Source organism: Kineosporia sp. NBRC 101677 (assembly GCF_030269265.1).
Lineage (GTDB): Bacteria > Actinomycetota > Actinomycetes > Actinomycetales > Kineosporiaceae > Kineosporia > Kineosporia rhizophila.
In genome coordinates, this window is the sequence record NZ_BSTA01000010.1 from 182,548 (window position 1) to 194,315 (window position 11,768).

Below are 11,768 nucleotides of genomic sequence, written 5' to 3' on the forward strand. Positions count from 1 at the left end.
TCAGCACATGGCGAATCCGAAGGTTCTGGCGATCGTTCTGGCCGGCGGGGAAGGCAAGCGGTTGATGCCACTCACGGTGGACCGCGCCAAACCCGCCGTACCCTTCGGAGGCGTCTACCGCCTCGTCGATTTCGCGCTGAGCAATCTGGTCAACTCCGGGTACCTGCGGATCGTGGTGCTGACCCAGTACAAGTCGCACAGCCTCGACCGGCACATCGCCCAGGCCTGGCGGATGTCGACCCAGCTGGGCAACTACATCGCGCCGGTGCCGGCCCAGCAGCGGGTGGGCAAGCGGTGGTACCTGGGCAGCGCGGACGCGATCTACCAGAGCCTGAACCTGGTGAACGACGAGAAGCCGGACATCGTGGTGGTGGTCGGGGCCGACCACGTGTACCGGATGGACTTCGCCGCGATGGTCCAGCAGCACATCGACTCGGGGGCGGGCTGCACGGTGGCCGCGATCCGCACGCCGATCGAGGAGGCCAACCAGTTCGGTGTGATCAAGACCTACGACGAGGACCCGCGGCGGATCGAGGCGTTCCTGGAGAAGCCGACCGACCCGGTCGGCCTGCCGGACTCGCCGAACGAGGTGCTGGCCTCGATGGGCAACTACGTGTTCGACGCCAAGGCCCTGATCGAGGCGGTCACCAGCGACTCCGACGACCCGGGCTCGCGGCACGACATGGGCGGCGACATCGTGCCCTACTTCGTCGGCCGGGGTGAGGCCGCGGTGTACGACTACAAGGACAACGACGTGCGCGGCTCGACCGACCGCGACCGCCACTACTGGCGTGACGTGGGCACCATCGACGCCTACTTCGAGGCGCAGATGGACCTGGTGTCGGTGCACCCGGTGTTCAACCTCTACAACTACGACTGGCCGCTGTACACCCACCAGGGCCCCTGGCCCCCGGCCAAGTTCGTGCACGGCTGGCAGGGCCGGATCGGGCACGCGGTGAACTCGATCGTCTCGCCCGGCACGGTGGTCTCCGGCTCGTTCGTGGAGAGCTCGGTGCTCTCGCCCAACGTCAACGTCCGCTCCTGGTCCACGGTCAGCGAGAGCGTGCTGATGGACGGGGTGGACATCGGCCGGCACGCGGTGGTGCGCCGGGCGATCCTGGACAAGAACGTGATCGTGCCCGAGGGCGCCCGGATCGGGATGGACCCGGACGCCGACCGCGAGCGGGGCTTCGTGGTCACCGAGTCGGGGATCACGGTGATCGGCAAGGGGCAGCGAGTCACCGTGTAGCCGTGTCCTGCCTGCCCGGGGCGTCTGGTCACGCCTACAGTTTCGCGGCGTGACCATTCGTATTGCAGTGCAGTTGAAGCCGCAGCACTCGGACTACGCCGACATCCGCCGGGCCCTGGCCCGGGCCGAGGAGGCCGGGGTGGACGTGGTCTTCAACTGGGACCACTTCTTCCCCCTGTACGGCGAGAGCGACGGCAAGCACTTCGAGTGCTGGACCATGCTCGGCGCCTGGGCCGAGGCCACCTCCCGGGTCGAGATCGGCGCGCTCGTCACCTGCAACAGCTACCGCAACCCGGAGCTGCTGGCCGACATGGCCCGCACCGTCGACCACATCTCCGGCGGCCGGCTGATCCTGGGCATCGGGGCGGGCTGGTTCGAGCGCGACTACGACGAGTACGGCTACGACTTCGGCACCCCGGGCCGCCGGCTGGCCGACCTGGAGCAGGCCCTGCCGCGCATCCAGGCCCGCTGGAAGAAGCTCAACCCGGCTCCGGTGCGCGACATCCCGATCCTGATCGGTGGGGGCGGCGAGAAGAAGACGCTGCGCTACACCGCCCGGCACGCCGACATCTGGCACTCCTTCGGTGACGTGGAGACGCTGCGCCGCAAGGGCGCGATCCTCGACGAGTGGTGCGGCACCGAGAACCGCGCCCCCTCCGCGGTGGAGCGTTCGATCGGGGTGGACAAGGCACCCGAGGAGGTCGGCGACGAACTGGTGGCGGCCGGGGCCACGCTGTTCACCCTCGGCCTGGACGGCCCCGACTTCGACCTCGGCCTGACCCGCGAGTGGCTGGCCTTCCGCGACCAGAAGAACGGTTAGGGCACTTCGATCACGGCCTTGCCGCGAGTGTGTCCCTGTTCGAGTTCGGCCAGGGCCCGGGCGGTCTCCGGCAAGGCGTAGGTACGGCTGATCACCGGGCGCAGCCTGCCCTCGGTGATCAGCCGGTTCACCTCGAGCAGGTCGTCCCGGTGCTCGCGGGTGGGCAGCAGAGTGATCCGGGGCCCGACGAACCAGTTCAGCACCACGCCGCGCAGCATCGGCCCGATGGGTCCGAAGAAGCCGCCGGGGGTGCCCCCGTCGTTCAGCACCAGGGTGCCGGTGGGGGTAAGTGCTTTGAGGACGAGTCTGGGCGCCTTTGCGCCCGCGTTGTACAGGATGGCGTCGTAGCGTTCGGGAGCGGCGGTGAAGTCGCTGGCCCGGTAGTCGAGCACCTGGGCCGCACCGAGCTCGCGGGCCAGGTCGGCGTTGGCGGCGCTGCACTCCGCCGTCACCTCGGCCCCCAGGGCGACGGCGACCTGCACCGCGAAGTGCCCCACCCCACCCGAGGCCCCGGTCACCAGCACCCGCTGCCCGGCCCGTGCCCCGGCGATGTCACGGATGCCGCGCAGAGCGGTGGTCGCCGCGACCGGCAGAGCGGCGGCCTCGGCGAAGCTCAGAGCCGCGGGTTTGGGCGCGATCTTGGTCACGTCGGCCACCGCGTACTCGGCGAAGGCCCCCGCCACGAACCCGTAGACCTCGTCACCGGTTTCCACCCCGGAGACCCCCGGCCCGACCCGTTCCACCACCCCGGCCGCGTCGAGCCCGGCCACCCGATTCCGGGGCCGCCGCCCGCCCATCCCGGGGCGGGCGATCACCGGAGACCCCCGCAGCAGGTGCCAGTCGGCGGGATTCAGCGCCGCCGCCCGGACCCGCACGAGAACCTGCCCCTCCCCGGGAACCGGCTCACCGACGTCTTCAAGCCGCAAGCTTTCCGGCGGGCCGAACCGTTCCTGCACGATCGCTTTCATGCCTGCTCCTCCTCGATCCGGCTGCGCGTGAGCGCAGGTACCACTCGGCCACCGCAAGATTGATCAGCCACCCGGCCGCCATCGCGAGCGCCCTCAGCAGCCCGCCCGGCTGGTGCCCGAGCGCTACCGCGAACGGGCCGACGGTGAGCACCTGAGTACCTGCCCCCAGGCCGATTGCGTAGCCCCACAACATCCAGCGTTGGTGGCTGCGGAAGTTCCGGCGCCGGACGGCGCGGTAGCCCAGGTAGAGGGACACCGCCATACCGATGCCGAAGACCAGCCGGAAAGCGTTCAACAGGGCGCTGTCCCACTCCGGCAGGTCGTAGGCCAGGGTCATCCACAGTCCGCTCAGCGCTGCGGCCATCCCGGCCGGCAGCAGCACGACCCGCCCGAGCCGACCGTGGCCCCGGCGATGCCCGGTGACCTGGAAGGCCCCGAGCACACAGAACAACGTCGCCCCGACGATGTGCACCACGATCGGCACCGGGGAGTGGAAGAACCGGGCGTTCTCCTCGGTGATCCGGGCCCCGCCGGTCAGCTCGCCGAGCCGGGTCGCGCCGGCCACCACCGGGATCGCGGTGAGCAGCAGCAGTCCGGTGAGCGTCGTGTTGTTCCTGGCCATGCGGTCAATGGTGGACGTGGGTGGGTCACCGTCTCATCGGAGCGGAGGCCGGACCTACGCCGTACCGCGGACCGAGCCGGCGCTCGTACTTTCGGTCAGGAACGGCGCCCGGCCCGGCCGGTCTCGTAGGCCCAGATCGCGATCTCCACCCGGTTCCGCACCCCGAGCTTGGCCATCAGGCTGGCGATGTGCGTCTTCACCGTGCTCAGGCTGATGTGCAGCTCGGCCGAGATCTCGGCGTTGGTGCGGCCCTGGGCCACGGTGAGCAGGATCTGCTCCTCACGGTCGGTCAGCGGCTCCACCGGCTGCTGCCCGCCGGCGCGCGGCCCCGACGAGGCGAAAGCGGTCAGCAGCCGGGCGGTCACGCTGGGCGCGATCAGGGCGTCGCCGGCCGCCGCGGCGTGCACGGCCTGGGCCAGCAGGGCCGGGCCGGCGTCCTTGAGCAGGAAGCCCCGGGCTCCGGCCCGCAGTGCTGAGTACACGTACTCGTCCAGGTCGAAGGTGGTGATCACGACCACCGCGACCGGGTCCGGCACGTCCGGGCCGGCCAGCCTGCGGGTGGCCTCCAGCCCGTCCATCCCCGGCATCCGTACGTCCATCAGGACGACGTCGGGCTTCAGCGAGCGCGCGGCCTCCAGCGCCTGCAGGCCGTCCGCGGCCGTGCCCACCACCTCGATGCCGGGCTGGACCTGCAGGATCATCTGCAGCCCGGTGCGCACCAGCTCCTGGTCGTCGGCCACCAGCACGCGAATGTCGTTCATGCCGACCAGCCTGCCCGGGGTAGCAGCGCCGTCACCACCCAGCCCCGGACGTCTCCTGGCCCGGCTGCGCAGGTTCCTCCCAGAAGGTGCGCACGCTCGGCCATCCCGATCAGCCCGTACCCCGGCGAGAGAGCCGGACGTACGGCCGCGACCGGCTCCCCGTCGTCGGTCACCGACAACCGAAGGTGCTCGGGGTCTCCTTCGACCAGCACCTCGATCCGGGTAGCGCCGCGAGCATGACGCCGCGCATTCGTCACTGCTTCCTGAGCCAGCCGATACACCGCCGAACCGACCCCGGGAGGCACCCCACCGACGTCCCCAATGATCCTGACCTCGACCGCCGGCCCCTCGCCCGGACCGGCCAGCTGGGCGATGTCGGCGACCCCCGGGCTGGGCAGCAGCTCGGCCTCCTCGTCGCGACGCAGCATCCGCACCATCGTGCGCATCTCGGTGAGCACCTTCGACGCCTCGGCCTCGATCACGCCCAGGGCCTGCACCGCCGGCTGCTGGTCGCCCGTCACCGCCGCCTGGGCCAGCCCGGCCTGAGCCCGGATCACCATGGCCGAGACGTGATGCGCCACCACATCGTGCAGGTCGCGGGCCAGCTGCTCCCGCTCCAGCAGCTTCACCCGCTCCAGCTCGCGCTCGTAGGTGCCCGCGCGATAGCGCACCGCCAGGGCCACCGCGCCCAAGGTGGTGAGAACTCCCGCCCCGCCCAGCAACTCGACCCACTCGGTGGCCCCGGCCGGGTCGTACACCTGCCACAGGAGCAGCTTGACCGCCACGAAGGTCAGGCCGATCACCGCCTCCCGCCCCGATCCCCAGCGCAACAGCGCATAGATCAGGAGCAGCATCGCCGCGAGCGCGCCCATGTCCGGCTCGCGCCCCCCGGCGGCTATGGGGACGACCGTAAGCACGGTGAACGCGATGGCGACGGTGTGCATCGGGTACGCCCGGCGCCAGTAGAGCAGCGGGGTGAGCGCCAGGGTGGTGACGACCGAGAGGACGCGGTTGGGCAGGTCGGGACGGAGGACGCCTTCCAGCAGGGTGACCAGGGCGGCCGCGAACACCAGCGCGGCGTCGAACCGGTGGGGGGCACGGGCGCCGGGCGGGCGGGGCGCGTTCCAGATGGAGCGCAGGAGGGCGGTCACGGTTTCAAGGTAGGCGACGTCGAGCCAGGGCGGATCGGCCGGAAGTACGCCTGAATCTGGGGACCGCGCAAAGCCCGCCCTCCCCCAACGCCTCCGGCTCCGGGCGGTACCCCCACCGGGAAGACACAGGCAAGATCGGGAAAGGTTGAGGCGCGGAGCCAGAGCCCACCCGACTCCGCAGTTTCGCGCCTCAGCCCCGCCGGGCCCGGAACACCGTGTCGTGGATGGTGATCTCGCGGCCTTCCGGATCGGTGGCCGGGCGCGGCCGGGCCTCGGAGGTGAGCACCTCCCAGCCGTCCAGGTCGAGCGCGGCGGCGATCTGCTCCGCCGTCCAGAAACCTTCCGGAACGTTCGGGCGTCCCATGGTGGTCTCCAGATCCAGCGGGCTGTGCAGCACGATCAGCAGCTGCCCGCCCGGCGCCACCGCACTGGCCAGGCGGCGGAACAGGTCCTGCCCGCTCTGGTGCAGGAAGTGGCTGGTGACCAGGTCGTACTGGCCGCGCGGCGGGGTCCAGGTGCGCAGGTCGGCGTGGATCCACTCGGTGCGGGTGGCGATCTCCTGGCCCAGTTCCGCGGCCCGGGCCGCGTTCTTCTCCAGCACCACCGACGAGAAGTCGGCGCCGGTGACCCGCCAGCCGCGCGAGGCGAGCCAGAACACGTCACCACCCTCACCGCAGCCCGCATCGAGGGCCGAGCCCGGGGCCAGGTCCGAGATCTCGTCCACCAGCTGCGGATTCACCCGGCCGCTGAACAACGGCTCCGCCGCGCGATACCGCTCTTCCCAGGCCGGGGCCTCGAACCAGACGCGCAGGTCCTGACTCACTGTGCGCCCGCCATCGCTGCCCGGACCTCTTCCTGGATCAGGTCGCCGTTGATCGCCGCCCCGGCCATCAGGCCCTGCCCGGCCGAGACCATCACCTGCGCCATCGGATTCGCCACGTTGCCGGCCGCCCAGACCCCGGGCACCTCGGTCCGGCCGGTCGGGTCCACCTTCAGCGAGGTACCCAGCACGAAGCCCTCCACCTCCATCGGGGCGGTCTCCAGCCCCAGCCCCTTGAGCCCGTCCAGCCGGGCCTCGAACCTGGGCCCGACCGCCACAACCTGCCGCGCGACAACCTCGCCGGAGGTCAGCCGCAGACCGGTGACGCCGCCGGGCCCGCTCTCCACCGCGGCCACTTCGCCCTCGACCACCCGTACCCCGACCGCCGCCAGCTGCGCCCGGCCGTCGGCACTGATCTCCGGACCGGTGTGGGCGAACACCACCACGTCGGCGGACAGTTGCCGGAACATCAGCGCCTGGTGCACCGCCATCGGGGTGGTGGCCAGCACGCCGATCGCCTGGTCGCGGTGCTCGTAGCCGTGGCAGTAGGGGCAGTGGATGACGTTCTTGCCCCAGTGCTCGGCCAGACCCTCCACGGCAGGCAGTTCGTCTTTCAGGCCAGTGGCGATCAGCAGCCGGCGGGCCTGCACCTCGCGACCCTCGTCCAGGGTGACCGCGAACCCGGAGTCCCGGCGTGAGACCTCGCTCACCCGGCCCTTGACGGTGGTGCCGCCGTACCGGGCCACCTCCTCGCGACCGACGGCCACCAGCTCCAGCGGGTTCAGGCCTTCCCGGCCCAGGTAGTTGTGGATGCCCTCGGCCGGGGCGTTGCGCTGCTCCCCGGCGTCGATCACCAGCACCGATCGGCGCGAGCGCCCCAGCGCCACCGCCCCGCTCAGCCCGGCCGCACCGCCACCGACCACCACGACGTCGTACTTGTCGTTCATCTCGGACCACCTCTCTGGGAACGTCTGTGCCGCAAAGGTGCGCCTCGAGTTCCAGGGTTGACAAGCTTTGTTGCCGGAACGGCAAATAGAGGGGTGAGCGACACCGGTGACTTCGAGGACGTCCTGCACGCCGTGGGCCCCCGACTGCGCCTGCTGAGGCAGCAGCGCGGCACCACGCTGGCCGAACTGGCCGAGGAGACCGGCATCTCGGTGAGCACGCTGTCCCGCCTGGAGGCCGGGCAGCGGCGCCCCACCCTGGAACTGCTCCTGCCGCTGGCCCGGGCGCACCAGGTGCCGCTGGACGAACTGGTCGACGCCCCGCCCACCGGCGACCCCCGGGTGCAGCTGCGCAGCTTCGAGCGCAACGGCGCGGCGTACCTGCCGCTGACCCGCCGGCCCGGTGGTCTGCAGGCGTACAAGATCGTCTATCCACCCCACTTCCCCGGTCGCGAGCCCACCCCGGAGGACCAGCGCGTGCACGAGGGCTACGACTGGATCTACGTGCTGCAGGGCCGCCTGCGACTGGTTCTCGGCGAGCACGACTTCGTGCTGGAGCCCGGCGAGGTGGCCGAGTTCGACACCCGCACCCCGCACTGGATGGGCAATCCGGGCGACCGGCCGGCCGAGGTGATCGGTCTGTTCGGGCCCCAGGGCGAGCGGCTGCACGTGCGCGCCCGGCCCCGGGCGGGCACCTGAGCGAGGCCACCCGCACGGGTGGGAAAGGCGGGTCCGATGGGATGAAGCCCGGCTGAAGTCAGGCCGAAGTCAGGCCGAAGTCAGAGAGGGTGGGATGGTTTCAATCCGGCAACGCTCGACTAGCCTCGATGCCGTGACCACGCAGCAGGACGTCATCCCCGCCCTCCCGGCGCCCGCCCCGGCGGCGCCCCGCACGGTGCTCTTCACCCTGACCGGCCCGGACCGCCCGGGCGTGACCACGGCCGTCTTCCAGGTCCTGACCCGTTCCGGGGTCGAGGTTCTCGACGTCGAGCAGGTCGTGGTGCGCGGGTACCTGACGCTGGCCGTCCTGGTCACCGCGGGCGCCGACGAGGCCGGGATGATCTCGGCGGTACGCCTGGTCGGCGGCGAGCTCGGGCTGGACGTGAGCGGCGAGCCGGGTACCGGCGACAACTCCCCGCGCCGGCGCAACCGGCTGGCCGTCACCCTGCTCGGGGCGCCGCTGCGGCCCTCGGCGGTGGCCGGGGTGGCCGGGCGGATCGCCGAGCACGGCGCCAACATCGACCGGATCCGCCGGATCTCCCGGTTCCCGGTGACCACGCTCGAGCTCGACGTCTCCGGCGGCGACGGTGAGGTGCTGCGCCGCGAGCTGGCCGCCGAGGCGATGGCGCACGGCGCCGACCTGGCGGTGTGCCCGGCCGGGCTGGCCCGCCGGGGCCGCCGGCTGGTGGTGATGGACGTGGACTCCACGCTGATCCAGGACGAGGTGATCGAGCTGCTCGCGGCCCACGCCGGGCCGGAGGCGGAGAAGAAGGTGGCCGCGGTCACCGAGCGGGCGATGCGCGGCGAGCTGGACTTCGAGCAGAGCCTGCACGAGCGGGTGGCCTGCCTGGCCGGCCTGCCCGAGAGCGTGCTGACCGACGTCTACCGTTCGGTCCGGCTGAGCCCGGGCGCCCTCACCCTGACCCGCACCCTGCGCCGCCTGGGCCTGACCCTGGGCGTGGTCTCGGGCGGGTTCATCGAGGTGGTCGCCCCCCTGGCCCGCGACCTGGGCATCACCCACGTACGGGCGAACCAGCTGGGGATCGAGGACGGGCGGCTCACCGGCCGGGTGGTCGGCGAGGTGGTCGACCGGGCCGCCAAGGCCGCCTCGCTGCGGCACTTCGCCGAGCTGGAGGGCCTGCCGCTCTCGCGCACCGTGGCCATCGGCGACGGCGCCAACGACCTGGACATGCTGGCCACCGCGGGCCTGGGGGTGGCGTTCAACGCCAAGCCGGTGGTGCGTGAGCAGGCCGACACCGCGGTCACCGTGCCCTACCTCGACGCCGTGCTCTACCTCCTGGGCATCCCGCGCGCCGAGATCGAGGACGCGGACGAGGAGCCGGACACCATCCCCGACAGCACCCCGGCAGGCACATCGGCAGGCACATCGGCAGAGCTCGAGGACACCGGAGGGACCCGACGATGAGCACCACCACCCCGACCCGCAGGCTGATCCTGATCCGGCACGCCAAGGCGGAGCAGCCGACGCCCGGGCAGGCCGACACCGACCGCCCGCTGGCCGCCCGGGGCCTGCTCGACGCCGAGGTGGGTGGGCACGAACTGGCCCGGATCGCGGTGCCCGACGTGGTGTTCTGCTCCCCCGCCCGGCGCACCCGCCAGACCTGGCGCTCGGTGCTCGACGGCCTGACCACCGAGGTGAAGAGCCAGGAGGGCCCGGCCGAGCCGCATCCCGAGGTGCACTACGTGCCGGCGCTCTACGAGGCCGGCACCTTCGACGTGATCGAGACGGTGCGCCAGGCCGCTCCGTCCGCCTCGGTGGTCGTGGTGGTCGGGCACGAACCGGCCATGTCCGAGACCACCGTCGCCCTGGCCGGGGCGGGTTCCGACCCCGACGCGGTGCAGCACGTCAAGAACGGCTACCCCACCGGCGGCATCGCGGTGCTCGCAGTGGAACGCGAGTGGGCCGACCTGGCCCCCGGCGACGGGCGGCTGGAGCAGTTCGTGGTGCCGCGTGCCGAGGGCGGCGGCTCGATCGGCTGAACCACCCACCAGAACCGAACAATGGACGCCCGAGTCGCCTCGGGCGTCCATCGTTCCGTTCTGGGGTTCCGGGGTTATGGACGTTTCTAGACGTTGCCGGCCATCGCCTGGAACCCGCCGTCCACGTACACGATCGTGCCCGTGGTGGAGGGGAACCAGTCGGACAGCAGGGCCACGCAGGCCTTCGCCGTGGGCTCCGGGTTGCGCACGTCCCAGCCCAGCGGGGCGCGGGTCTGGAACAGCTCGTCGAACGCCTCGAAGGTCGGGATCGCCTTCGCCGCGGTGGTGCGCAGCGGGCCGGCCGCCACGATGTTGCTGCGGATGCCCTTCGGGCCCAGGTCGCGGGCCACGTAGCGGCTGGTCGACTCCAGGGCGGCCTTGGCCACACCCATCCAGTCGTAGGCCGGCCAGGCGATCCGCGCGTCCAGGGTGAGGCCGACGATCGCGCCGCCCGACTTCATCAGCGGCAGCGCGGCCACGGCCAGCGACTTGTAGCTGTAGGCGGAGATCTGCAGCGCGGTGGCGACGTCCTCCCACTCGGTCTTCAGGAAGTTGCCGCCCATCGCGGTCTGCGGGGCGAAACCGATCGAGTGCAGGACACCGTCGAGGCCGTCGACGTGCTCACCGACGCGCTCGGGCAGCTTCTGGAGGTCCTCGGTGCTGGTCACGTCCAGCTCGATCACCGGCGGGGTCTTCGGCAGCCGCTTGGCGATGGCCTGGGTGAGCTTCATCTGCCGGCCGAAGGAGCTGAGCACCACCTCGGCGCCCTCCTGCTGGGCAACCTTCGCGGCATGGAAGGCGATGGACGTGTCCATCAGCACACCCGTCACGAGCAGCTTCTTGCCCTCGAGCAGTCCCATTCGTGCAGTCCCTTTCAATTGACGCGAAAGCGCCCGCGGCCGGTCTGGCCGCGGGCGAAAAGCTGGGGGCTCAGTGGCCCATACCGATGCCACCGTCGACCGGGATGACCGCGCCGGTGATGTAGGCGGCCTGCTCGGAGGCGAGGAAGCGCACCGTGGCGGCGATCTCGTCGACGTTGCCGAAACGCCCGGCCGGGATCCGGCTCAGGTACTCGTTGCGCAGCTTCTCCGGCAGTTCGGCGGTCATGTCGGTGTCGATGAAACCGGGCGCCACCACGTTGGTGGTGATGCCCCGGCCGCCGATCTCCCGGGTGATCGCCCGGGCCATCCCGACCAGACCCGACTTGGTGGCCGCGTAGTTGACCTGACCGGGCGAGCCCATCAGCCCGACCACGCTGCCGATCAGGATGATCCGGCCCCGGCGGGCCTTGATCATCGACTTGCTGACCGCCCGCACGCAGCGGAAGGTGCCGCCCAGGTTGGTGTCGACGACGGTGTCCCAGTCGTCGTCGCTCATCCGCATGAGCAGGGTGTCGCGGGTGACGCCGGCGTTGGCCACCAGCACCTCGATCGGGCCCTGGTCGGCCTCGACCTGGGCGACCGCGTTCTTCACCGACTCGGCGTCGGTGATCTCGCAGATCACGCCCTTCAGCCCGGCCGGCGGCTCGCCGCTGCGGTGGGTCACGGTGACGTCGTCGCCGTCCTCGGCCATCGCGCGGGCGATTGCCAGCCCGATCCCCCGGTTACCACCTGTCACCAGCACGCTGCGCGCCACGATCACCCTTCCAGGAGCGGAATCTCTTGTCTGTCCGGTCACACCACGCTCAGCCCGTGTTCGCTGTCCGTGATGCC

Annotated in this window: 13 protein-coding genes; 5 read left to right on the forward strand and 8 right to left on the reverse strand. The window is 71.4% G+C overall.

The annotated features are described in order from the left end of the window. Positions 1-7: 7 nt before the first annotated feature. Both glgC and QSK18_RS26760 read left to right on the forward strand, forming a co-directional pair. A complete protein-coding gene (glgC, locus tag QSK18_RS26755) occupies positions 8-1,249 on the forward strand; it encodes a glucose-1-phosphate adenylyltransferase (protein WP_232814016.1) in 1,242 nt (413 codons plus the stop codon). Positions 1,250-1,298: 49 nt separating this feature from the next. Beyond that, positions 1,299-2,069 (forward strand): LLM class F420-dependent oxidoreductase, encoded by a 771-nt coding sequence (locus QSK18_RS26760; RefSeq protein ID WP_232814017.1) that lies wholly within the window; start codon positions 1,299-1,301, stop codon positions 2,067-2,069. Here QSK18_RS26760 and QSK18_RS26765 read toward each other — a convergent pair. The 6 genes from QSK18_RS26765 to QSK18_RS26790 form a co-directional block, all read right to left on the reverse strand. Continuing rightward, positions 2,066-3,037 (reverse strand): NAD(P)-dependent alcohol dehydrogenase, encoded by a 972-nt coding sequence (locus QSK18_RS26765; RefSeq protein WP_285624645.1) that lies wholly within the window; start codon positions 3,035-3,037, stop codon positions 2,066-2,068. The genes QSK18_RS26760 and QSK18_RS26765 overlap by 4 nt on opposite strands. After that, positions 2,985-3,659 (reverse strand): DUF2306 domain-containing protein, encoded by a 675-nt coding sequence (locus tag QSK18_RS26770; protein ID WP_285624648.1) that lies wholly within the window; start codon positions 3,657-3,659, stop codon positions 2,985-2,987. Before QSK18_RS26770 ends, QSK18_RS26765 begins: the two co-directional genes overlap by 53 nt. 95 nt (positions 3,660-3,754) lie before the next feature. Continuing rightward, a complete protein-coding gene (locus tag QSK18_RS26775) occupies positions 3,755-4,420 on the reverse strand; it encodes a response regulator transcription factor (protein WP_285624651.1) in 666 nt (221 codons plus the stop codon). Beyond that, positions 4,417-5,571, reverse strand: a complete 1,155-nt coding sequence (locus tag QSK18_RS26780) for a sensor histidine kinase (protein ID WP_285624654.1) — start codon at positions 5,569-5,571, stop codon at positions 4,417-4,419. The genes QSK18_RS26775 and QSK18_RS26780 overlap by 4 nt, the downstream gene beginning before the upstream one ends. 190 nt (positions 5,572-5,761) lie before the next feature. After that, the gene (locus QSK18_RS26785; protein ID WP_285624657.1) at positions 5,762-6,394 is read right to left on the reverse strand and encodes a class I SAM-dependent methyltransferase; all 633 of its coding nucleotides are present in this window, start codon (positions 6,392-6,394) and stop codon (positions 5,762-5,764) included. Continuing rightward, positions 6,391-7,338, reverse strand: a complete 948-nt coding sequence (locus QSK18_RS26790; protein WP_285624660.1) for an NAD(P)/FAD-dependent oxidoreductase — start codon at positions 7,336-7,338, stop codon at positions 6,391-6,393. Before QSK18_RS26790 ends, QSK18_RS26785 begins: the two co-directional genes overlap by 4 nt. A 93-nt stretch (positions 7,339-7,431) precedes the next feature. Here QSK18_RS26790 and QSK18_RS26795 point away from each other — a divergent pair, with 93 nt between their 5' ends. From QSK18_RS26795 to QSK18_RS26805, 3 genes are all read left to right on the forward strand, one after another. Continuing rightward, the gene (locus QSK18_RS26795) at positions 7,432-8,034 is read left to right on the forward strand and encodes a helix-turn-helix domain-containing protein (protein ID WP_232814024.1); all 603 of its coding nucleotides are present in this window, start codon (positions 7,432-7,434) and stop codon (positions 8,032-8,034) included. A 133-nt stretch (positions 8,035-8,167) separates the two neighbouring features. Then, entirely contained in the window at positions 8,168-9,481 is a 1,314-nt protein-coding gene (gene serB / locus QSK18_RS26800) for a phosphoserine phosphatase SerB (RefSeq protein WP_285624664.1), read from the forward strand. Next, complete coding sequence (locus QSK18_RS26805) at positions 9,478-10,056, forward strand: SixA phosphatase family protein (RefSeq protein ID WP_232814026.1); 579 nt, start codon at positions 9,478-9,480, stop codon at positions 10,054-10,056. Before serB ends, QSK18_RS26805 begins: the two co-directional genes overlap by 4 nt. Positions 10,057-10,142: 86 nt before the next feature. On the opposite strand, the gene fabI is transcribed toward QSK18_RS26805, so the two are convergent. Continuing rightward, positions 10,143-10,916 carry an enoyl-ACP reductase FabI gene (gene fabI / locus QSK18_RS26810; RefSeq protein WP_232814027.1) on the reverse strand — a complete coding sequence of 258 codons (774 nt, stop codon included), beginning with the start codon at positions 10,914-10,916 and terminating at the stop codon, positions 10,143-10,145. Between the two features lie 70 nt (positions 10,917-10,986). Then, the gene (fabG, locus tag QSK18_RS26815; RefSeq protein WP_232814028.1) at positions 10,987-11,691 is read right to left on the reverse strand and encodes a 3-oxoacyl-[acyl-carrier-protein] reductase; all 705 of its coding nucleotides are present in this window, start codon (positions 11,689-11,691) and stop codon (positions 10,987-10,989) included. Positions 11,692-11,768: the final 77 nt, after the last annotated feature.